At 35.5% G+C, this 22311-nt stretch carries 20 protein-coding genes and 4 tRNA genes; all 24 read left to right on the top strand.

Going from position 1 to position 22311, the window contains the following annotated elements:
• Window positions 1-28: 28 nt before the first annotated feature.
• The 24 genes from rpsF (at window position 29) to msrB (ending at window position 22076) form a co-directional block, all read left to right on the top strand.
• Window positions 29-316: a 30S ribosomal protein S6 gene (gene rpsF / locus ACIGHG_RS22195; RefSeq protein WP_090916292.1), complete on the top strand. Its 288-nt coding sequence runs from the start codon at window positions 29-31 to the stop codon at window positions 314-316.
• A gap of 30 nt (window positions 317-346) precedes the next feature.
• Window positions 347-856: a single-stranded DNA-binding protein gene (ssb, locus tag ACIGHG_RS22190; RefSeq protein ID WP_035433797.1), complete on the top strand. Its 510-nt coding sequence runs from the start codon at window positions 347-349 to the stop codon at window positions 854-856.
• A gap of 44 nt (window positions 857-900) precedes the next feature.
• The gene (gene rpsR / locus ACIGHG_RS22185; RefSeq protein ID WP_020059677.1) at window positions 901-1137 is read left to right on the top strand and encodes a 30S ribosomal protein S18; all 237 of its coding nucleotides are present in this window, start codon (window positions 901-903) and stop codon (window positions 1135-1137) included.
• A 108-nt stretch (window positions 1138-1245) separates the two neighbouring features.
• Window positions 1246-2184 (top strand): YybS family protein, encoded by a 939-nt coding sequence (locus ACIGHG_RS22180; RefSeq protein ID WP_336474396.1) that lies wholly within the window; start codon window positions 1246-1248, stop codon window positions 2182-2184.
• A gap of 334 nt (window positions 2185-2518) precedes the next feature.
• Complete coding sequence (locus ACIGHG_RS22175; protein ID WP_090916286.1) at window positions 2519-4492, top strand: DHH family phosphoesterase; 1974 nt, start codon at window positions 2519-2521, stop codon at window positions 4490-4492.
• A complete protein-coding gene (gene rplI, locus ACIGHG_RS22170) occupies window positions 4489-4935 on the top strand; it encodes a 50S ribosomal protein L9 (protein WP_090916283.1) in 447 nt (148 codons plus the stop codon). The genes ACIGHG_RS22175 and rplI overlap by 4 nt, the downstream gene beginning before the upstream one ends.
• A 27-nt stretch (window positions 4936-4962) precedes the next feature.
• Window positions 4963-6324 (top strand): replicative DNA helicase, encoded by a 1362-nt coding sequence (gene dnaB, locus ACIGHG_RS22165; protein ID WP_090916281.1) that lies wholly within the window; start codon window positions 4963-4965, stop codon window positions 6322-6324.
• Between the two features lie 212 nt (window positions 6325-6536).
• Complete coding sequence (locus ACIGHG_RS22160; protein ID WP_336474397.1) at window positions 6537-7826, top strand: adenylosuccinate synthase; 1290 nt, start codon at window positions 6537-6539, stop codon at window positions 7824-7826.
• Window positions 7827-7990: 164 nt separating this feature from the next.
• Window positions 7991-8066: transfer RNA gene (locus tag ACIGHG_RS22155), tRNA-Lys, on the top strand.
• 12 nt (window positions 8067-8078) lie between these two features.
• Window positions 8079-8150, top strand: a tRNA-Glu gene (locus ACIGHG_RS22150).
• 21 nt (window positions 8151-8171) lie between these two features.
• Window positions 8172-8247 (top strand) — tRNA-Asp (locus tag ACIGHG_RS22145).
• 43 nt (window positions 8248-8290) lie between these two features.
• A tRNA-Phe gene (locus ACIGHG_RS22140) sits at window positions 8291-8363 on the top strand.
• Window positions 8364-8523: 160 nt separating this feature from the next.
• Window positions 8524-9231: a cell wall metabolism DNA-binding response regulator WalR gene (gene walR, locus ACIGHG_RS22135; RefSeq protein WP_090916277.1), complete on the top strand. Its 708-nt coding sequence runs from the start codon at window positions 8524-8526 to the stop codon at window positions 9229-9231.
• Between the two features lie 3 nt (window positions 9232-9234).
• A complete protein-coding gene (walK, locus tag ACIGHG_RS22130; protein ID WP_336474398.1) occupies window positions 9235-11070 on the top strand; it encodes a cell wall metabolism sensor histidine kinase WalK in 1836 nt (611 codons plus the stop codon).
• Window positions 11067-12407 (top strand): YycH family regulatory protein, encoded by a 1341-nt coding sequence (locus ACIGHG_RS22125; RefSeq protein WP_336474399.1) that lies wholly within the window; start codon window positions 11067-11069, stop codon window positions 12405-12407. Before walK ends, ACIGHG_RS22125 begins: the two co-directional genes overlap by 4 nt.
• Window positions 12394-13212, top strand: a complete 819-nt coding sequence (locus ACIGHG_RS22120; RefSeq protein WP_396550590.1) for a two-component system regulatory protein YycI — start codon at window positions 12394-12396, stop codon at window positions 13210-13212. The genes ACIGHG_RS22125 and ACIGHG_RS22120 overlap by 14 nt, the downstream gene beginning before the upstream one ends.
• A complete protein-coding gene (locus ACIGHG_RS22115; protein ID WP_336474400.1) occupies window positions 13209-14003 on the top strand; it encodes an MBL fold metallo-hydrolase in 795 nt (264 codons plus the stop codon). Before ACIGHG_RS22120 ends, ACIGHG_RS22115 begins: the two co-directional genes overlap by 4 nt.
• A 63-nt stretch (window positions 14004-14066) precedes the next feature.
• Window positions 14067-15260 (top strand): S1C family serine protease, encoded by a 1194-nt coding sequence (locus ACIGHG_RS22110; protein ID WP_336474401.1) that lies wholly within the window; start codon window positions 14067-14069, stop codon window positions 15258-15260.
• A 51-nt stretch (window positions 15261-15311) separates the two neighbouring features.
• Window positions 15312-15497: a CxxH/CxxC protein gene (locus ACIGHG_RS22105; protein ID WP_090916264.1), complete on the top strand. Its 186-nt coding sequence runs from the start codon at window positions 15312-15314 to the stop codon at window positions 15495-15497.
• A gap of 59 nt (window positions 15498-15556) precedes the next feature.
• A complete protein-coding gene (rlmH, locus tag ACIGHG_RS22100; protein ID WP_336474402.1) occupies window positions 15557-16036 on the top strand; it encodes a 23S rRNA (pseudouridine(1915)-N(3))-methyltransferase RlmH in 480 nt (159 codons plus the stop codon).
• 412 nt (window positions 16037-16448) lie between these two features.
• A complete protein-coding gene (locus ACIGHG_RS22095) occupies window positions 16449-17444 on the top strand; it encodes a glycosyltransferase family 2 protein (RefSeq protein ID WP_396550587.1) in 996 nt (331 codons plus the stop codon).
• 432 nt (window positions 17445-17876) lie between these two features.
• Window positions 17877-19349: a hypothetical protein gene (locus tag ACIGHG_RS22090; protein WP_396550585.1), complete on the top strand. Its 1473-nt coding sequence runs from the start codon at window positions 17877-17879 to the stop codon at window positions 19347-19349.
• A gap of 407 nt (window positions 19350-19756) precedes the next feature.
• On the top strand, window positions 19757-20791 hold the full coding sequence (locus ACIGHG_RS22085; protein WP_336474414.1) for an AI-2E family transporter: 1035 nt from the start codon (window positions 19757-19759) through the stop codon (window positions 20789-20791).
• Between the two features lie 325 nt (window positions 20792-21116).
• Entirely contained in the window at window positions 21117-22076 is a 960-nt protein-coding gene (msrB, locus tag ACIGHG_RS22080; RefSeq protein WP_336474405.1) for a peptide-methionine (R)-S-oxide reductase MsrB, read from the top strand.
• The last annotated feature ends 235 nt before the right edge of the window (window positions 22077-22311 follow it).

The following is a 22311-nucleotide window of genomic DNA, read 5'->3' as shown; positions in this document are numbered from 1 at the left end:
GTTTAGACCAAAAGGAGGTGAAAGTGTAATGAAAAAGTACGAAATCATGTACATCATTCGTCCAAACATGGAAGAAGAAGCTCAAAAAGCTTTAGTTGAACGTTTTGCAGGCGTTTTAACTGAAAATGGTGCAGAAATCATTAACACAAAAGAGTGGGGTAAGCGTCGTTTAGCTTACGAAATCAACGACTTACGTGACGGTTTCTACATGATCTTAAACGTAAATTCTAACCCAGAAGCGGTTAAAGAATTCGATCGTTTAGCTAAGATCAACGAAGATATCATTCGTCACATCGTTATTAAAGAAGAAGAATAATCATTAAGATATATAGGGAGAGTGGTTCGATTGATGAATCGCGTTTTACTCGTTGGTCGTTTAACTAAAGACCCTGATTTACGTTACACGCCAAACGGTGTTGCAGTAGCTACTTTTTCATTAGCTGTAAATCGCACATATACAAACCAGCAAGGTGAGCGTGAGGCTGACTTTATTAACTGTGTTATATGGCGAAAACAAGCAGAAAACGTAGCGAACTTCTTGAAAAAAGGTAGTTTAGCAGGCGTAGATGGTCGTCTTCAAACTCGTAATTACGAGGGACAAGATGGAAAACGTGTATATGTAACAGAAGTGGTTGCAGAGAACGTACAATTTTTAGAGCCGCGCAGTAGCGCTGGTGAGCAACGTGGTTCATTTAATCCGCAACCATCGGGAGCAGGATTCGGAAATCAAGGCTCTCAAAATCCATTTGGTCAATCTGGTAACAATGGCAATAATGCTGGATTTACTAGAAATGACGATCCATTTGCAAATGTAGGTCAACCGATTGATATTTCAGACGATGACTTACCATTCTAATGGTATAGACCGAATATTTTAAAACGGAATGGAGGGAAATGAACATGGCAGGAGGACGCAAAGGTGGACGTGCGAAACGTCGTAAGGTGTGTTTCTTTACATCTAACGGCATCACTCGCATCGACTATAAAGATGTTGATTTACTAAAACGCTTTGTTTCTGAGCGTGGTAAAATTTTACCACGTCGTGTAACAGGTACTAGCGCAAAATACCAACGCAAATTAACAGTTGCAATTAAACGTGCTCGTCAAATGGCACTTTTACCATATGTTGGTGAATAATAACGTATGAAATGCACAGTAGAGTATTACTCTACTGTGCATTTTGCTATTCTTTTCTTTTTGTTAACCATGATAGAAGTTTCACTTTATAGAAAGAGGGTGTGAAGAATGAAACGCACACGACTCATTACAGAAGGAGCAGTATTACTTGCTTTATATGCTGTCTTGCTTTTAGCTTCTCTGTATATGCCTGTTTTAGGTGCTATAGTTATATTTGCACTGCCGTTACCATTTCTTATTTTTTCAATCAGATACCAGTTAAGTAGTGCTTGTATGTTATTAGGAGCGGCAATTCTTGTAACACTTATTGTGAGTTCGCCTCTTAGTATTGCGAATACACTTATGTTCGGAATAACAGGAATTATATTAGGACACATGTATAAAAAGAAAAAAAGTGTTATTGAAATTTTATTGGTAGGGACACTTGTATATCTTGTGAGTTTTGTATTGCTGTATATTGTTAGTGTGCAGTTTTTTAATATAGATATTGTGAAACAGATGCAAGATATGTTCAAACAATCAATGGAACAAAGCGAGAAATTTATGAAGATGGCGGGTGCATCTGTAAATGAAGGGCAGCTAGCTGAATTGAAAAAAGCGGTTAATACAATTGGAATGCTTTTACCAACCGTACTTGCTATGGCTTCGCTATTCTCTTCTTGGATTACTATTTTAATTGCTAATCGTGTTTTAAAACGATTAAAGTACACGGCGGTATCTTGGCCGAAATTTCGTGATATACAAATTCCTAAGAGCATTGTTTGGTTGTATGTCGTGATTATTTTGCTAGCTTCTTTTACCAAAATCGAAGCAGGGTCATATGTAGAAATGGTGTTCTTAAATTTATCAACAATTTTTACTTTTTTACTGTTGTTTCAAGGGTTTTCATTCCTAGCTTTTTTTACAAATGCAAAAGGATATACTAAAGTTGTTCCAATCTTAACTTTTGTTGTAGGGTTGTTTGTGCCAGTTTTGTTTCCTCTTATGACAATCTTAGGTATAATTGATTTAGGCTTTTCGTTACGATTGAAAATACAGGTAAAATAAGTATTTGAAACAAAGTACTTTTTATAAGCCCTTTGTAACGAACCATAGAAATCAAAGCTTTTATCCTACGCTTAATAGAACGATTAGACTTTGTAAGCGGGGAATAAGTGTAGTTGACTCAACTAAATATCGGTAGAGGATAAGGGTTTAATTAATGGATGGTTTATTTTATCCCGCTATGAATAGGCAGTAGGACTCCCGCTTCAAAAATTTGAGGAGTCAAAGAAGATCGGTCGAGGATAACTGCTAGCATGTGCCCGATTAGTTCAACTAACTATCAGTGGAGATGTAAAAAACTCTCTGATAGAAGTTTCACTTTATAGGAGTTGTATATATGCCTGAATTTTATAAGAAACAGCGGTTTCTATATCCTGTTTATGTATTGGCGTTTTTAGCGCTTTTACTCATTACCATTCTCGTTTATTTTCATTGGATGACGGGTATGATTTCCTTTGTTGTCTTTTGTATCGTCTTATTTTTTGTTATAAAATTTGAACTTGCATTTCAAAAAAGCGTTGAAAAGTATACGAATGATACGATTACAAGAGTGAAAAAGGTAAGTAATGAGGCTTTCAATCAAATGCCAATTGGAATTTTACTATATAATAAAGATTATGGAATCGACTGGGCAAATCCATATCTATCTTCTTGTTTAGGGCAACATTCGTTAGCTGGATGGCACTTGTATGATCTATCAGAAACCTTACTTTTATTTACAAAAGGGGAAACAGCTAATGATATTGTATCTTTAAACAATCGAAAATTTCGTGTATTTGCGAGGAAAGAAGAGAAGTTAATTTATTTCTTTGATGTGACAGAGCAAACAGAAATTGAGAAAATGTATGAAGACCAAAGGACGGTACTTGCTGTTATCTATTTAGATAACTATGATGAAGTAACACAAGGATTAGATGATCAATTGCGTACAAATATTACAAGTCACGTTACATCTTTACTAAATGAATGGGCTGTGAAGTATGGGGCGTATTTAAAACGTGCTTCATCTGAACGATATTTTGTTGTGTTAAATGAAAGTATTTTAACGCAAATGGAGAAAGGGAAATTTGATATTTTAGATCAAGTACGTGAAGAAACGTCTAAACGAAATATTCCCCTGACTCTTAGTATCGGTGTTGGTTCTGGTGATTTGTCACTAGTAGAGCTTGGGTCTATGGCGCAATCTGGTCTCGATTTAGCACTTGGCCGGGGTGGAGATCAAGTGGCTATTAAACAAGCAACAGGGAAAGTGAAGTTTTATGGTGGGAAAACGAATCCGGTAGAAAAGCGTACTCGTGTACGTGCACGTGTAATTTCTCATGCTTTAAAAGATCTTGTGTTAGAAAGTAGCAATATCATTATTATGGGGCATCGGGCACCGGATATGGATGCAATTGGAGCTGCAATTGGGATTTTGAAAGTAGCACAGCTTAATGAACGAGAAGGATATATCGTATTAGATGAAAATGATTCTGATAAAGGAATTAAGCGTTTAATGGACGAAGTTAAGCAGCATGAGGAATTATGGTCGCGCTTTATTACACCGCAGCAGGCTCTTGAATTTGCGAATGATGATTCGCTTCTTGTTGTAGTAGATACCCATAAACCATCTATGGTTATGGAAAGAAAGTTACTTGATAAGATTGAAAATGTTGTTGTAATTGATCATCATCGCCGCGGTGAGGACTTCATTGAAGATCCGTTGCTTGTTTATATGGAGCCATATGCATCATCTACAGCAGAACTTGTAACGGAGTTGTTGGAATATCAGCCTAAGCGTTTGAAAATGAATATGCTAGAGGCAACAGCTTTACTGGCAGGTATTATAGTGGATACGAAGAGTTTTACATTCCGTACTGGAGCACGTACGTTTGATGCAGCTTCCTATCTTCGTTCTCATGGCGCAGATACTATATTAGTACAAAAGTTATTAAAAGAAGATATGGCCCATTATTTACAAATTGCAAAAACAATTCGAAATGCGTACATTTATAAAAATGGGATTGCGATTGCAAAGGTAGATGGTGATGGGTTTTATGATCAAGTATTAATTGCCCAATCAGCTGATACATTACTCACAATGACAGGAGTGATTGCTTCTTTCGTAATTGCACAGCGTAGTGAAAGCGTGATTGGGATTAGTGGACGTTCTTTAGGGGAAGTAAATGTACAGCTTATTATGGAAAATTTAGGCGGAGGCGGTCATTTAACAAATGCTGCAACGCAAATACAAAACATATCAATTGATGAAGCAGAAGCAAACTTACAATCTGTTATAAATGAGTATTTAGAGGGAGGAATACAATCATGAAAGTAATCTTTTTAAAAGACGTAAAAGGTAAAGGGAAAAAAGGGGAAGTAAAAAATGTACCAGACGGTTATGCGAATAACTTTTTATTAAAACAAGGACTTGCAATTGAAGCGACAAATGCAAATGTGAAAACATTAGATGCGAAAAAGCGTAAAGAAGAAAAAGATGCAGAATTAGAGCTTGAAAAATGCAAGGAATTAAAAGAAACTCTAGAAAAGTTAACAGTAGAATTAAAAGCAAAATCGGGTGAAGGTGGCCGTTTATTTGGTTCTATTACAAGTAAACAAATTGTAGATGGCTTACAAAAAACTCATAATATTAAGCTTGATAAACGTAAATTTGAAATGGACGATGCAATTCGTGCATTAGGATATACGAACGTTACCGTGAAATTACATCCACAAGTAACAGCAACAGTGAAAGTACATGTTACTGAACAATAAACAAAAGATTGAAGAGGAGGTTTGCGCATGAGTGACGTATTTGCTGATCGTACCCCTCCGCATAATATAGAGGCTGAGCAAGCCGTTTTAGGAGCTATTTTTCTCGATCAAGAAGCGTTAACATCAGCTTCGGAAATGCTAATGCCAGAAGATTTCTATCGAACGGCGCATCAAAAAATTTATCAAATGATGCTTGATCTTTCTGACAAAGGAGAGCCAATTGATTTAGTTACCGCAACAGCAGCACTTGCTGATCAAAACTTATTAGAAGAAGTTGGCGGTGTTTCTTATTTAGCTGAACTAGCAGAAGCTGTACCGACGGCTGCTAACGTAGAATATTATGCACGTATTATCGCAGAAAAATCGATTTTGCGTCGGCTTATTCGGACAGCAACGCATATTGTGTCGGATGGTTATGAACGAGAAGATGATGTAGAGAGTCTATTAAATGAAGCTGAGAAAAAAATATTAGAAGTATCTCAGCGTACGAATACAAAAGGTTTTCAAAATATTAAAGATGTTCTTGTAGCAGCTTACGATAAAATTGAATTACTGCATAATCAAAAAGGTGAAATTACAGGAATTCCAACTGGTTTCACAGAGTTAGATCGTATGACAGCAGGTTTCCAGCGGAATGATTTAATTATTGTAGCGGCACGTCCATCTGTAGGGAAAACAGCATTTTCTTTAAATATTGCCCAAAATGTTGCTACCAAAACGGACGAAAATGTTGCGATTTTTAGTTTAGAGATGGGGGCTGATCAGCTCGTTATGCGTATGCTTTGTGCAGAAGGAAATATTGATGCACAGCGTCTTCGTACGGGGACTTTAACTTCGGAAGACTGGGCGAAACTGACGATGGCAATGGGTAGCCTCTCAAATGCAGGTATTTTTATTGATGATACACCAGGAATTCGCGTTAGTGAAATTCGAGCAAAGTGTAGACGTTTAAAACAAGAACATGGCCTTGGAATGATTTTAATCGATTATTTACAGCTTATTCAGGGTAGCGGGAAATCTGGTGAAAACCGCCAGCAAGAAGTATCAGAAATTTCTCGTACATTAAAAGGGCTTGCGCGTGAACTAGAAGTTCCAGTTATTGCTTTATCTCAGCTTTCTCGTGGTGTAGAGTCTCGTCAAGATAAACGTCCGATGATGTCGGACATTCGTGAATCAGGAAGTATTGAGCAAGATGCTGATATAGTAGCATTCTTATATCGTGAAGACTACTATGACCGAGAAACGGAAAACAAAAATACAATTGAAATTATTATTGCTAAGCAGCGTAATGGTCCAGTAGGTTCAGTTGAGTTGGCGTTTGTGAAGGAATTTAACAAATTCGTAAACTTAGAACGACGCTTTGATAATGGACATGCACCGCCAGCATAGTGAGAGTATAAAAAAGAAGCACATTTCTTATAATAAAATGTGTTTCTTTTTTTGTTTGTGAGAATAATGATTTCATAAGTAAAGAGGCATTCTTACGAACGAAAAAGATAAAAGAGAAAAAAATGTTCGTTTTTAAATTGACTTCTCTTTGCATTTTGGTACAATTATATTGTTTGAAAAGTTCGTTTGAAAATTTCGGAGGTGCTTGAATAATGTCTTCAGTAGTAGTTGTAGGAACACAGTGGGGCGACGAAGGAAAAGGTAAAATTACTGATTTCCTTTCTGAACATGCGGAAGTAGTTGCGCGCTATCAAGGCGGAAATAACGCAGGACATACAATTGTTTTTAACGGTGTTAAATATAAATTGCATTTAATTCCATCTGGTATTTTCTATAAAGAAAAAATTTGTGTTATCGGAAACGGTATGGTAGTAGATCCAAAAGCTTTGCTTGAGGAATTAAAATACTTACATGATCGTGACGTAAGCACTGATAATTTACGTATTAGTAACCGTGCACACGTTATCTTACCTTATCACTTAAAACAAGACGAGTTAGAAGAAGAGCGTAAAGGTGATAATAAAATTGGTACAACGAAAAAAGGTATCGGTCCTGCATACATGGACAAAGCTGCTCGCATAGGTATTCGTATGGCAGACCTTTTAGACCGTGAGGCATTTAAAGAAAAGCTTGAGCGTAATCTAGCGGAAAAAAATCGTTTATTCGAAAAAATGTATGATGCAGAAGGATTTAGTGCAGAAGAAATTTTCGAAGAGTATTTCGAATATGGTCAACAAATCGCACAATACGTATGTGATACATCTGTTGTACTAAATGATGCATTAGATGAAGGTCGCCGCGTATTATTTGAAGGTGCACAAGGTGTTATGCTTGATATTGACCAAGGTACGTATCCGTTCGTTACATCTTCTAATCCAGTTGCTGGTGGTGTAACAATCGGTTCTGGTGTAGGCCCTTCTAAAATTAAACGCGTAGTAGGTGTATGTAAAGCATATACAAGCCGTGTAGGTGACGGTCCATTCCCAACTGAGCTTCATGACGAAATTGGTGATCAAATTCGTGAAGTTGGTCGTGAATATGGTACAACAACTGGTCGTCCACGCCGTGTAGGTTGGTTTGATAGTGTTGTTGTAAGACACGCACGCCGCGTTAGTGGTTTAACAGATTTATCTTTAAACTCTATCGACGTATTAACAGGTATTCCAACTGTGAAAATCTGTATTGCATACAAATATAACGGTGAAATTCTTGATGAAGTTCCAGCAAACTTAAATATTTTAGCGAAATGTGAGCCAGTATACGAAGAGCTTCCAGGTTGGACAGAAGATATTACAGGCGTAAAAACATTAGCTGAACTTCCTGAAAATGCAAGACATTATGTAGAACGTGTATCTCAATTAACAGGTATTTCATTAGCTATGTTCTCAGTTGGTCCAGACCGTAGTCAAACAAATATTGTTCGTAACGTATACGGTATCTAATCTTGTTTTTTTCTTAAAAATACGGTATATTGAAAGAAGAACCCGCATTTAAATGGGTTCTTTTTTCATGTTCTTATAAAAAAATATAAAAAAGTATTGCAAAAAGAAAGCATTTTATGATATTATAAGTCTTGTCGTCACGAAAACATGACATTGGTGAATATGAGCCATTAGCTCAGTTGGTAGAGCATCTGACTTTTAATCAGAGGGTCGAAGGTTCGAGTCCTTCATGGCTCACCATTTTATTTTCGTGGCCCGTTGGTCAAGTGGTTAAGACACCGCCCTTTCACGGCGGTAACACGGGTTCGAATCCCGTACGGGTCACTTTTGTATATATTGTGTTTTGGTCCCGTGGTGTAGTGGTTAACATGCCTGCCTGTCACGCAGGAGATCGCCGGTTCGACCCCGGTCGGGACCGCCACTTTTGTTTAATACCACAATTAGTGGTTTTATATATATGTTTTGGCTCGGTAGCTCAGTCGGTAGAGCAGAGGACTGAAAATCCTCGTGTCGGCGGTTCGATTCCGTCCCGAGCCACTTTCAGGATATTAAGTGGGCCCGCTTAATATCCTTTTTATATTGTACAATTTTACAAATGAGATTAGTTCTTTTAAAATAGAATGAAGGGAAGCCTCTAGCAGTTGAAGCTAGAGGTTTTTCTGTAAGGAAGGCATTAAACGTTCAGGAGGAAACTAAGATGATGGGAAAGAAAATTTTAGTCGTTGATGATGAAAAACCAATTGCAGATATTTTAAAGTTTAATTTAGAAAAAGAAGGTTTTGAAATTGTAATGGCTCATGATGGTGATGAAGCAATTGAAAAAGCAAATGAAGAACAACCAGATATGGTTTTATTAGATATTATGTTACCGGGAAAAGATGGCTTAGAAGTTTGTCGTGAAATACGAAAAAACTATGAAATGCCAATTATTATGCTAACAGCTAAGGATTCTGAAATTGATAAAGTTCTTGGACTAGAACTGGGGGCAGATGACTATGTAACGAAGCCGTTTAGTACACGTGAGTTATTAGCACGCGTAAAAGCGAATTTACGTCGTCATCAACAAGGGGCAGCAGCTGAAAAAGAAGAAAATGCAGAGATGGTTATTGGTCCGATTATCATTAATCCAAATGCATATAGTGTAACAAAACGCGAGGAAAATATTGAGTTAACACATCGCGAATTTGAATTACTTCATTATTTAGCAAAGCATTTAGGACAAGTTATGACCCGTGAACATTTATTACAAACTGTTTGGGGTTATGATTATTTTGGTGATGTGCGTACAGTAGATGTAACAGTTCGTCGTTTACGGGAGAAAATTGAAGATAATCCAAGTCATCCGACTTTAATTGTAACAAGACGTGGTGTGGGATATTACTTACGCGATCCAGAGCAGGAGTAATATATGAAGAAAGTTGGTTTTTTTCAGTCTATTCACTTAAAGTTCGTATTAATTTACATGCTATTAATTTTAATGGCAATGCAAATTATTGGTGTATATTTCGTTCGGGAGTTAGAGAAGAATCTTGTGAAGAGTTTTAAGGAATCATTAACACAACGAACGAATTTACTTGCTTACAACTTAAAGCAGGAATTTGCAAAAGAAAGAGATAAAACAAAAGGTCCCTCCATTGAAGAGGCACTGAAAACGAGTATAGAAGATTTTTCTTCTGATCGAAAAGCTGATATTCAAGAGGTTCGTGTAATTGATGAGAGTAGTCGTGTATTAGCAACATCACATCAATATAATCAAGGTATTGTCGGAAAAAAAACAACAGATTTATTGGTAAAGCGAGCCTTGGTGCAAGGAAAGCCTGTTGAAAAACTGGAAATAGACCGTAATACAGGAAATCGTGTGCAAGTTGTTGCTACTCCTATTAAAGTAAGTAATGAGAAACGTTGTGTAATTTATATTGTTGCTTCTATGGAAGATGTTTATAAACAAATGAAGCTTATTAATCAAATCTTTGCAACGGGAACGGTTATTGCATTATTAGTAACAGCTGTGCTAGGTATTTTATTGGCGCAAACTATTACAAGACCAATTTCAGATATGAGAAAGCAAGCCATTGAAATGGCAAAGGGAAATTACTCTCGTAAAGTAAAAGTACATGGTCATGATGAAATTGGTCAATTAGCGTTGGCATTTAACAACTTGTCGAAGAAGTTGCAGCAAGCTCGTTCTTCTACGGAGAGTGAGAGAAGGAAGCTTTCGTCTGTATTATCTCATATGACAGATGGAGTAATTGCAACAGATCGAAAAGGAGATATTATCTTATTAAATGATCCGGCAGAAAAAATGCTTAACGTTTCACGTGAAACAGCATTAGATCAATCTATTCTAGAAATATTAGGCATTCAAGAAGAGTACACATTAGATAATTTATATGAAGAACCAGACTCTGTCATATTAGATTTTAGTACAAGAGATGAGCCGTATATTCTACGAGCTAGCTTTTCTATTATTCAAAAAGAGAATGGAAAGATAAATGGTTTTATCGCTGTATTATATGATGTAACGGAACAGGAGCGAATTGAGAGGGAACGCCGTGAATTTGTGGCAAACGTTTCTCATGAACTTCGTACACCATTAACAACGATGCGAAGCTATTTGGAAGCATTGGGGGAAGGAGCGTGGCAAGATCCGAATATTGCGCCGCAATTCTTACAGGTAACACAAGAAGAAACGGAGCGAATGATTCGACTTGTTAATGCGCTGCTACAGCTTTCAAAATTAGATAGTACGGAATATCGTCTAATGAAAGAATGGGTAGACTTTACACAATTCTTTAGTAATATCATTGATCGTTTTGAAATGTCAAAAGAACAAAACGTATCTTTTAAACGTTCATTTTCTAAGAGATCACGTTTCATTGAGATTGATGAAGATAAAATTACACAAGTTCTTTATAATATTATTTCAAACGCATTAAAGTATTCTCCAGAAGGTGGAACAATAACATATCGTTTACGGGAAAGAGAAGATATGTTAGAAATAAGCATTAGCGACCAAGGAGTGGGAATTCCGAAAGAGAACGTTGATAAGATTTTTGAACGTTTCTATCGCGTTGACAAAGCTCGTTCACGTAAATTGGGCGGAACAGGATTAGGTCTAGCAATTGCCAAGGAAATGATTCAAGCTCATGGCGGTTCGATTTGGGCAAAAAGCGAAGAAGGAAAAGGAACGACCATTTATTTCATGCTTCCAATGGAAAAGGACGAAGAGGATGACTGGGAATGAATATTGAAAACTTAAAATCAGTCTTGCTGATTAACTTGGTTGTTATTAGTGTATTTCTTACCTTTAATTTATGGACCTATGTACCTGATTCTAGTAAATTGCAAAATGCGAAATATTTACAAGACAATACAGAGGGGGAACAGAAGAGCCTTGCGAATGTAATTTTGCCTTCTATGGTTCTTTTTCATAAAGAGAATACGCATCTTGGAAGCGAAAATATAAATAGTATTGACCCATTATATAAATTACTGGAAAAAGGAGAATTGTACGATTTTAAAGATATATCAAATGATATTCCGAAACAGCAATTCTTCTCCTTTATTCGTGGTAAAAACAAGATTGAAATGATTTTCCCTACAGATATACCATTGGATTCCATGAAAGACGTTTTTACAATTAAAGAAAAAATCCCAGAGTTATCTAGCTTTAATCGTATAATGATTGATCTACAAAAAAGTCGCGATGGTAATATTCCTGTCTATTTCATTTCATATGAACACCGCAAGGTATATCATATGGTATTAAAAGGAATTATGCTTAAGGACCTTGAAACGGCACGTGATCAATTTGCAGCAAGTGCGAGGGACTACTCTCAATACACATTAAGTGATACGAGAGAGATATTTTTACCAGATACGAAAACAGATATGCAAAGTATGGGGTATTTAGTAAGTGAAATACCGGAAGATACATTTATAAATGCATTATTTACAGATCCTCGTTATGTAAAAAAAGTATCTGATGACCGTGAAAACACATATACAGATGGAATTCGACTCATGCAAGTATTAAAGAAAAAGCGAATGCTGCAGTACACAAATTCAGCTGTATCAGATCAAGCGCATAAGTATGCAAATACGCTTGCTCAACGCAGTTTCGATTTTATTAATGGTCATGGTGGTTTAACAGATTCTTATCGTTTTGATTATATGGACTCTAAAAAAGGACAAACAACATATCGTTTATATGTTGATAGCTTACCTGTATTTAATGAAAGTGGTATGACAACGTTAGAACAAGTATGGGGGGCGGAAGAATTAATTTCCTATCAGCGTCCATTATTTAAGCTATCATCATTAAAGTATGGTGATGATCAAACAATCTCTCTTCCGGATGGTAAGACAGTTATACAATCTTTAGAGAAGAATGAAAATGTGGATATGAAATTAATTCAAGATATTCGATTAGGATATAAGCTTATACCAGAGTCAGGGACAGATGGGAAAAATATTGCTGCAGTAAATTTAAAACCTATTTGGTATGTTGTGTATGGTGAAGACAATAAAGTTAAAGAGTGGTGTGAAGAGAAAGGGGGAGAGCTCATTGGATTGGAATAGGATTAAAACAATCTTTATTGTTACCTTTTTCATTTTAGACCTCTTCCTTGTCTTTCAGTTCGTGCAAAAACGAGATAGTAATCAACTTGAGTATACGACGGAAACGAATATTGAAGAACAAATGAAAGCAGATAAAATTATATTTGAGGATTTTCCGAAAGAACCGACGAAAGATACGTATATTATGGCGAAAAATAGAGTTTTTTCCGATGAAGACATACATTCTTTAAAAAATCAAACAGGATCTTTACAAGAGACAAATACACTTGTAAGTAAACTTAAAGAGCCATTTTGGAATGCAAAAGCAACAACAAGTGATAACTATAGTGAATTTCTACGTTCTTATGTAATTGATGGACAAAAATACAATGCTGTAGGAAAAGCAGAAGGATCGAAAGTGTATTTTTTTCAAAAATATAAGGATAAACCACTTTTTTATAATCAACATGGGATGATTGTTGCTGAACTAAATGAAAAGAAGGAAATTATATCGTATACACAAACAATGCTATATGACTTTAAAGAGATGGGAGAAAAGAATAAAGAATTGGATATTATTTCTGCTCCCAATGCATTAGAAACATTGTATAAGAAAAACGAATTAAGGCAAGGAAGTCATATAAAAGGAGCAAAATTAGGATATGCAACAGTGGTAGCTCCTTCTTCTTCAAATGTGCAAGTTCTTGTTCCAACATGGAATTTGTATACAGATAAAATGGACTACTTTGTAAATGCAATAGAAGGACAAATTATTCAATTAGGTAAGGACAACAAGGACACTGAGCAATGGAGTGAGGGTAAATGAGTTTGCATTTTAGTGTACTTGCAAGCGGCAGTACGGGAAATGCCCTGTATGTAGGGACAGAACGTGAAAAGTTATTAGTAGACGCAGGATTGAGTGGAAAAGCGACAGAAGCTTTGTTTCAACAAGCTGAATTAGATATAAATAGTATATCTGGTATTCTTGTCACACATGAACATAGTGATCATATTAAAGGGCTAGGTGTATTAGCTCGTAAGTATCATTTACCCATTTATGCAAATGAGAAGACATGGAGTGCAATGGAACACTTAATCGGTAATATTCCAACGGAGCAAAAATTTATTTTCTCGATTGGAGAAGTTAAAACATTTGGAGATATTGAAGTGGAATCATTTGGCGTTTCACATGACGCTGCAGAGCCAATGTTTTATGCGTTTCATCATAACGGAAGAAAGTTAGTGCTTATTACAGATACGGGGTATGTTAGTGATCGAATGAAAGGGATTATTAAGGGAGCCAATGCTTTTGTGTTTGAAAGTAATCACGACGTTGAGATGCTGCGAATGGGACGTTATCCATGGAGCATTAAACGAAGAATTTTAAGTGATGTAGGGCATGTTTCTAATGAAGATGCAGCTCTTGCAATGACTGATGTAATTACAGATGAAACAAAGCACATTTATTTGGCTCACCTTAGTTTAGATAACAATATGAAAGAACTTGCTCGTATGTCTGTTGCACAAGTTCTTGAAGAAAAAGGACTAGCTGTAGGAGAAGCATTTCAATTGCACGATACTGATCCGAAAACACCAACTAAAATTCAATACGTATAATTCTTCATTTTGGTAAACAATAAAGGAGAATATAAATGCTTTCGGAAGGCTAGGTGAGCATAAATGTCCTTTATTGATGAAGAAGATGTTCAGATGAAACGAAAAAGAAAGCAAAAGCATAAACATATTTTTATTTCTGGTGTAGCGGGAACTGTCATTGGTGCTACATTATTTGCTTTTGCCATTCCAACGTTTTCAAAATTAGGTTGGACTACAATAAGAGAAACTGAAGCAAGTGAAGAGAAACAGTATATAGCACAGTCTACTCCTCAATCTGTGAATACAGGAGATGGCTTCGTTAAAGCTGTTGACCGTGCTTCAGAAGCGGTTGTTGGTGTTATTAATATTCAGCGTGATAATTTTTCAGAGGCAGATGCAGAAGCAGGAACAGGATCTGGTGTAATTTACAAGAAGGAAAAAGGAAACGCATATATTGTAACGAATAATCATGTTGTAGCAGGAGCAAATCGCATTGAAGTAAGTTTGAGTGATGGAAAAAAAGTTCCTGGAAAGATTTTAGGAACCGATGTTGTAACAGATTTAGCTGTCTTACAAATTGAAGAAAAATATGCGAAAAAGGTCATTGACCTTGGTGATTCTACGAAAGTAAAACGCGGTGAAGCTGCGCTTGCAATCGGAAATCCGCTTGGTTTACAATTTTCAGGTACTGTAACACAAGGGATTATTTCAGCAAATGAACGCATTGTACCGGTTGATTTAGATCAAGATGGACATTATGATTGGCAAGTAGAAGTATTGCAGACAGATGCTGCTATTAATCCAGGTAATAGTGGCGGGGCTCTTGTAAATGAAGCTGGGCAACTTATTGGCATCAATTCCATGAAAATTGCTGCAAAAGAGGTAGAGGGGATCGGACTTGCAATTCCTGTTGCAAGAGCTGTCCCTGTGATGAATGAACTCGAAAAGTATGGGAAGGTAAGACGGCCTTATGTTGGGATTGAGCTTAGATCTTTAAATGAAATTCCTACTTATTATTGGGATAAAACATTGCACCTCCCAGCAAATATAGCGGAAGGTGTATGTATTTTAGATGTAAAAAGTCCATCGCCAGGTAGCGATGCAGGTTTACATGAATATGATGTCATTGTAGCGGTTGATGGAAAAACAGTGCAAGATATTATTGCATTCCGGAAAGTCCTATATAATAAGAAAATTGACGATAAAATGACGATTACATATTATCGTGGGGCAAAACGAGAAACAACAACTGTAAAATTAGGCAGTCAACAGTATTAAAACAGGAGGCAGCCCCTCCTGTTTTCTGTTGTGGATAAGTGAGGTGAAACTATGAAGTTACCTTGTTGTTTAGAACATGTGGAGTTAGCGCTAGATATCATTGTGGATGAATGTGAAGTAGCTCCAGTTATCCACAATGTGGATAACGAAGAAGATAAGAAAAAAACATGTGAATTTTGTCAAAATAAGGCGATATATGTTGTGTCGAACACAGATTCTCATACAATATGTGGATGATGCATGTGGATATGTGGATAACTTTTGTGGATAATGTGTTTGTAAGGTGGGGAGTACATGTGAATATCTTAATTATCTCAATCGGAAAGTTAAAAGAAAAATATTTAAAACAAGGTATTGAAGAATACTTAAAACGATTATCTTCTTATGCGAAAGTGGAAGTTGTTGAATTACCAGATGAAAAAGCACCAGAAAATCTAAGTGAAGCAGAAATGCAAATGGTAAAAGAAAAAGAAGGAATTCGTATTTTAGATAGAATTTCTGATGATACGCATGTGATTGCATTAGCAATTGAAGGGAAACAAAAATCATCAGAAGAATTTGCTGCAAGTTTAGACTGTCTTGCTACATATGGAAAAAGTAAAGTGGCGTTTGTTATCGGAGGATCGCTTGGATTAAGTAAAGAAGTGATGAAGCGCTCCAATGAGTCATTGTCGTTCTCGAAAATGACGCTGCCTCATCAGTTGATGCGTTTGGTACTGTTAGAACAGGTGTATAGAGCATTTCGAATCAATCGTAATGAACCTTACCATAAATAAATAAGGTTGTTATCCTTTTAAGAGTATCAACTGAATGAAAGGAAGAAGAGGAGGAAAGGAATCAATATTTCTCTTCTTTTTTGTTTTGGAATTTGAAAGGGATAAAAAATTAATCTTTGTTAAGGTGTTGCTAAGAAATTTATCTCGCATTAACGGGCAGTAACCCCCTACTGATGGAAGTTTCACTTTATAACTAAATTAAATTAGTCAGAGAAAATTTTACCATAAGCAAATGAGATTCTCATTGTTTGGGAGAGACGATGAAGAAATAATTAACAATAATTTTATCGGAAAGCCAATGGGTATTATTACATTTTATGACTGGATATGTTAAAATGGTTGGGGTATTACTAAAGATAGAAATTTTTGGGATATATGAAATGGAGTTTTTTGAAAATTAAGGGGTGGAAGAATGGCGCGCAATGTACCTTTATTGACGATTGTTGTTCCTTGCTATAATGAAGAAGCTACATTAGAGGAAACAACAAAAGAACTGACAAGGGTTATGGACGATTTAGTTGCAAATCACAAAATAAGTGATGAAAGTATCATTTTTTATGTAGATGATGGAAGCTCTGATAATACTTGGGGCATAATTGAAGAGAAAACAGCAATAAATCCGTATGTTCAAGGATTAAAATTAAGTAGAAATTTTGGCCATCAAGGAGCATTAATCGCTGGTCTGGAATCGGCAAGAGATTTTTCAGATTGTGTGGTTTCAATAGATGCTGACCTTCAAGATGATGTAAATGTTATATATCAATTTATTGATAAATATCAAGAAGGTTATGATATTGTATACGGAGTTCGAGATAAGCGAGACACTGATACTAAATTTAAAAGAAATACTGCTTTATGGTTTTACAGTCTAATGGGAAAAATGGGTGTTAAGTTAGTACCTAACCATGCAGATTATCGTTTAATGAGCAAAAGGGCATTAGATGAATTTATAAAATATCAAGAAGAAAACTTATTCATTCGTGGAATTGTTCCCTTATTAGGCTTTAAATCTACTAATGTTTATTATGACCGTAAAGAAAGATTTGCTGGCGAATCAAAGTACCCATTAAAGAGAATGATTGCCTTCGCTTTTGACGGACTTACTTCATTTAGCGTTGCACCAATAAGATTTGTTTCATATTTAGGGTTTTTGATGGTGCTTATCGGGATAGGAATTGCTCTTTATGCATTATTTGCAAAAGTTTTTTCATATACAACTAGTGGCTGGACTTCATTGATGCTATCCATTTGGATTGTTGGAGGAGTACAGTTGTTGGCAATTGGAATTATTGGTGAATATATAGGGAAAATCTTTAAAGAAACAAAAGGACGCCCGAGATATACCATTGAAAAAAATAGTGTTCTTGAGAAACAAAAAGAATACGTATCAGAATTGGTTAAAAAGTAAATAGAAAGTAAGAAAACTCATCCTCACAAAAGTATTTTGGAGTGGGTATTCGTAAAAAAATCTATTAGTCTAGTATTGGTTTTTCGTTGAATGTATAGCTAAGGAGAATTCCATAGAAGAGTATTTTTAGGATGGATAAACCTTATAAGTATTTACTAACAATTATTTTAGGCTGTGTTTAATTAAAATCATCCCCATCTTACTGCTGGGTTATTGCCTAGCACGTGCCTGAAGATGGGGATGAATTTTTAGGATAGGTATTAAGTTTGATCGGGGCAAAAGCTTTTTATGAAATGTTCCCGGCTGTAATTAAATGAATGAGAGGAAGACTTAAAAGAAATGGAAAAGTCAGTTAGGTTTAATGATCTCAGGATAAATAAATCATCATTTGAAAAACTAAATATCTTTTTATTTTTTTATTCCTTTTTTATTATGTTGTTTTTTACACAGACATCGCCGTTCTTTACGTTAAGTGAGTGGGTAGATTCTAATGCCTTTTTTACAGTTGGAAAAGGTATGGCTAATGGAGTAGTCCCTTATCAAGACATTTTTGAACAAAAGGGTCCTTTGTTATATGGTTTACATGCATTAGCTTATTCGTTTTCTCATACTACTTTCGTTGGAGTATACATACTGGAAAGTCTTGCGATGTTTGCTAACGTTGTGTTAGCATTCAAGATTTCCCGCCTTTATTTGAATTGGATGCCTTCTGCACTTATATCTATATTTTTCCCAGTATTAGTATTGAATCAAAATGCATTTCGTTTTGGGGATAGTGCTGAAGAGTTTTCAATTCCTTTCATAATGACACTTCTTTATATGATATTTAAATATTATAAGTATGGCTCCGACTCTCTATTTAAACGAGGAATTTTTCTTCTAAATGGGATTATGATTGCCTGCGTATTTTGGATTAAATTTACCCTTGTTGGGGCTTGGATTGGATTCTACCTTGCAATTTTATTTATTTGTATAGGTGAAAAAAGATGGAAGGACTTAATGAACGCAATTGCTTTCACGTTTGCGGGGCTAGTTCTTGCAAGTATTCCATGGTTTATCTATTTTGGTATGAATCATGCAATTCAAGATTTGATAGATGTGTATTTAAAATTTAATCTCGGTACTTATTCATCACAAGTTGGTAAAGTTGAAAAACTAGCCAATTTTGCGTTTACTTTTGGAGATGCATTTAATGGTAATTTCGAAAGTAAAGTGTTAATTCTTGTTGGTTTAATTGATTTTATGTTTACATGGAAGTATTTTAAAGATAGAAGTCAAAAGTGGATGCTTTTAAGTACTATCATTTTCTTAATAGTAGGGGTATATATTGGAGGAAGAGGCTATCCATACTATTTTCTTATTATAACTCCTTTAGGGCTATTTGGATTGATAGCAATCGCTCATTTTATTCAAAATGTTAACATCAAGTCGCAGATTACTCTTGGTAAAAATAAATGGTTTGCCCTATCAATGATGGCGATGGCAACAATTTTCTTTTGCTTCGGTTATAATTCCAACATGAAGTCTTCAAAGTTCTATCAGAAGGAACCTCTTGCACAAGAAAAATTTGCAGAAATTATGCATCAAGAACCGAATCCAACGCTATTAAATTATGGCGAGTTAGACGGGGGATTTTATTTGGTGGCAGATATTGTACCGAATATCCGCTATTTTGAAAGACAAAATATTGATTATAATGAATATCCCGAAAATATGGATGAACAACATCGTTATATAAAAGAGAGAAAAGTTAAATTTGTTGTATTAAGAGTTGATCCAAAAATGAGCCCAAATCAGGTTACAGTTCCTTATCTTCGTGAAAATTATCGTTTAGTTGCTGAGCATACGCAATTTGTAGAAGGAGCAGAAAGAAAATACCTACTCTATAAGGATAAAAGTTTGTAAAACTTGTGGTTTACTATGACAACTGGACAACAAAAAGATTTGCTCTACTCTTTAGTAAAAAAATTAAAATGAAACAGAAGCAAGTAGAGTATATGACTAAAAACCTCATCTATTGTTAATATAATGATCCAGTAAAGCGAGACAAGGATAAAACACCCCCACTGTCGTATGTAAATATAAACGACAAATTGGAGGTGTTTTTTCTATTCATTTAAATTTTTCTATAAGTCACTGTGGCATGTGCTGGTTTTCTTAAACCTTGAACTTAACTGTTTATATGTCGGTTTTTAACGTTTCATAATAAAACTTTTTATTTAGTTTATAATAATACGTTCTGAAAGTACCATTTATATTGTAAAATGAAATTAAGATAAAAATGAATGGACAGGAGAGATCACGCTTCGATTATGCAAATGAAAAACCTGTTTCAAAGTAAAGGATTTCAGAGGTTAGTTGTATTAGGGTTACTTGTACTCATCTTATATGGGATGAAAAGCATGTTTAATTTAATTTTGATAACATTTATTCTTACGTATTTGATGGATAGATTTCAAAAATTTATTTCTCGCAAATTGGAACATTTTTTACCGATTAATAGAAAAATAATTATTGCATTTTTATATACAGCATTGATTAGTGGAATCGTTATTACATTATACAAATATGTACCAATTTTAATGGTACAAATTACGCAACTTGTGTATCAGTTCAATGTATTTGTACGAAATCCACCTGATAATGAGGTAATTAGATATCTAGTTTCTGCAATTGATCACGTGGAATTATCGAAGTACGTGAATCAAGGCGTTGATATTATTTATAATTCGCTAGCAAATGTTTGGAAAGTAAGTTTGCAAATTTTACTTTCACTTATTTTGAGCTTATTTTTCTTGTTAGAAAAGTCAAGAATTGTTATGTTTACAGCGAAGTTCAAAGAAAGTAAACTAGCTGTTTTCTATAATGAAATTGAGTATTTTGGAAGAAAATTCGCTCGCTCATTCGGAAAAGTGATTGAGGCGCAATTTCTTATTGCCATTGTAAATTGTGTGTTATCGACTATTGCACTTTGGATTTTAGGTTTCCCGCAGTTGCTCGGGTTAGCCTTAATGATCTTCTTGCTGGGGCTTATTCCAGTCGCAGGTGTAATTATTTCGCTGTTTCCACTTTGTATAATTGCTTATAATACCGGTGGTATGGTGTATATTTTGTACGTTTTAATTATTGTAGCAGTCATTCATGCGATTGAAAGTTATTTCTTAAATCCAAAGTTTATGTCAGAAAAGACAAATTTACCTATATTTTATACATTTATGATTTTAATTTTCTCTGAACATTTTTTAGGTGTATGGGGATTGATTATAGGGATTCCAATTTTTATGTTTTTACTCGATGTGTTAGAAGTAATAAGTGACGAGAAAGAAGAAATGGTAAATAATAAATAAAAAGCATCTATTTTGATGCTTTTTTATTTATTCCGCATTAACGGGCAATAATAGCCCCCACCTTAAAATTCAGCGAAAGTATTGTCCAGCTTCAGTGGCTTCGCTTCTTCCTACGAGGTAAAAAACACCTCTACGTCAGAAGCTCCATCCCCCTCACATTCTGAACGAGCTTAAGAAGTTAGGTGGGAGATAAACTGCTGGCATGCGCCCGATTGGGTGGGCTAATAATCAGTGGGGGATGAAGAAAACCCCACTGATTAAAGTTTCACTTTATAATTTACATTTTCGTATGCCATACTGTAAGAAAAGATAATGGGGTGAAGAAGTGGGTGTAAACGAAAAATATGAATTTGCAACATTTGCTGGAGGCTGTTTTTGGTGCATGGTATCGCCATTTGAGGAAATGGATGGCATTATAAAGGTTGTATCTGGATATACAGGTGGACATAAGGAAAATCCAACATACAAAGAAGTTTGCTCAGAGACAACTGGGCATTATGAAGCGGTACAAATTACTTTTGATCCAGAGCGTATGCCGTATGAGCAATTGCTTCGCTTATATTGGCAGCAAATTGATCCAACTGATGCTGGAGGTCAATTTCATGATCGCGGACAATCGTATGAAACAGTCATTTTTTATCATAGCGAAGAGCAACGTAAAGACGCAGAGATGTCTAAACGTAAGTTAGAAGAAAGTGAACGCTTTTCGAAGCCAATTGTTACGAAAATTTTACCAGCTACACCATTTTATCTTGCGGAAGAATATCATCAGGGCTATCATGAGAAAAATCCATTTCGATACGCGTTATATCGCCAAGGTTCAGGGCGTGATGCGTTTATCAAAAAATATTGGCCAAAAGATAATAATCATTTAAAGGAAAAGCTTACTGACATGCAATTTTATGTTACACAAGAAAATGGAACAGAACCATCCTTTCAAAATAAATATTGGGACCATAAAGAGGATGGTATTTACGTTGATATCGTGTCAGGAGAGCCTTTATTTAGTTCGTTAGATAAATTTGATAGTGGTTGTGGGTGGCCTAGTTTTACGAAACCGATGTTATCAGCAAGTATAAAAGAAAAAATAGATGTAAGTCATAACATGACGAGAACGGAAGTACGCAGTAAAGAAGCAGATTCTCATTTGGGACACGTATTCCCAGATGGACCAGGACCAAATGGTTTGCGCTATTGTATTAACTCTGCTGCATTACGCTTTATCCCTAAAGAGGATTTAGAGAAAGAAGGGTATGGAGATTTTCTCATCTTGTTTAGACGCTAAAAAATATAACAGCCTATTCCGTTTATTTCATTTTTGGAACAGGCTGTTATTATATTGGAACATATCCGGTACGATCAATGATTCGGAAATCTCTAGTATCTTTTCGGATGTAAATATTTGACATTTGATGTAAAGGACAATGAATTCTACACATTTATATATAGTAGCTTTTTCAACATATAGATCACTGCTATGCAGACTAAAACAGGACCTGCACTCGCTTTCTCTCTTTGTT

Source organism: Bacillus sp. NPDC077411 (assembly GCF_044543425.1).
Lineage (GTDB): Bacteria > Bacillota > Bacilli > Bacillales > Bacillaceae_G > Bacillus_A > Bacillus_A bruguierae.
Note: the sequence above shows the minus strand (reverse complement) of the source record. Positions and strands in the feature narration are given on the sequence as shown.

Bases quoted from the DNA above. Each gene is read 5' to 3' on its own strand.
- rpsF (WP_090916292.1), top strand. From the start codon at position 29: ATGAAAAAGTACGAAATCATGTACATCATTCGTCCAAACATGGAAGAA.
- rpsR (WP_020059677.1), top strand. From the start codon at position 901: ATGGCAGGAGGACGCAAAGGTGGACGTGCGAAACGTCGTAAGGTGTGT.
- ACIGHG_RS22180 (WP_336474396.1), top strand. From the start codon at position 1,246: ATGAAACGCACACGACTCATTACAGAAGGAGCAGTATTACTTGCTTTA.
- ACIGHG_RS22175 (WP_090916286.1), top strand. From the start codon at position 2,519: ATGCCTGAATTTTATAAGAAACAGCGGTTTCTATATCCTGTTTATGTA.
- rplI (WP_090916283.1), top strand. From the start codon at position 4,489: ATGAAAGTAATCTTTTTAAAAGACGTAAAAGGTAAAGGGAAAAAAGGG.
- dnaB (WP_090916281.1), top strand. From the start codon at position 4,963: ATGAGTGACGTATTTGCTGATCGTACCCCTCCGCATAATATAGAGGCT.
- ACIGHG_RS22160 (WP_336474397.1), top strand. From the start codon at position 6,537: ATGTCTTCAGTAGTAGTTGTAGGAACACAGTGGGGCGACGAAGGAAAA.
- walR (WP_090916277.1), top strand. From the start codon at position 8,524: ATGATGGGAAAGAAAATTTTAGTCGTTGATGATGAAAAACCAATTGCA.
- walK (WP_336474398.1), top strand. From the start codon at position 9,235: ATGAAGAAAGTTGGTTTTTTTCAGTCTATTCACTTAAAGTTCGTATTA.
- ACIGHG_RS22125 (WP_336474399.1), top strand. From the start codon at position 11,067: ATGAATATTGAAAACTTAAAATCAGTCTTGCTGATTAACTTGGTTGTT.
- ACIGHG_RS22115 (WP_336474400.1), top strand. From the start codon at position 13,209: ATGAGTTTGCATTTTAGTGTACTTGCAAGCGGCAGTACGGGAAATGCC.
- ACIGHG_RS22110 (WP_336474401.1), top strand. From the start codon at position 14,067: ATGTCCTTTATTGATGAAGAAGATGTTCAGATGAAACGAAAAAGAAAG.
- ACIGHG_RS22105 (WP_090916264.1), top strand. From the start codon at position 15,312: ATGAAGTTACCTTGTTGTTTAGAACATGTGGAGTTAGCGCTAGATATC.
- ACIGHG_RS22095 (WP_396550587.1), top strand. From the start codon at position 16,449: ATGGCGCGCAATGTACCTTTATTGACGATTGTTGTTCCTTGCTATAAT.
- ACIGHG_RS22090 (WP_396550585.1), top strand. From the start codon at position 17,877: ATGTTGTTTTTTACACAGACATCGCCGTTCTTTACGTTAAGTGAGTGG.
- ACIGHG_RS22085 (WP_336474414.1), top strand. From the start codon at position 19,757: ATGCAAATGAAAAACCTGTTTCAAAGTAAAGGATTTCAGAGGTTAGTT.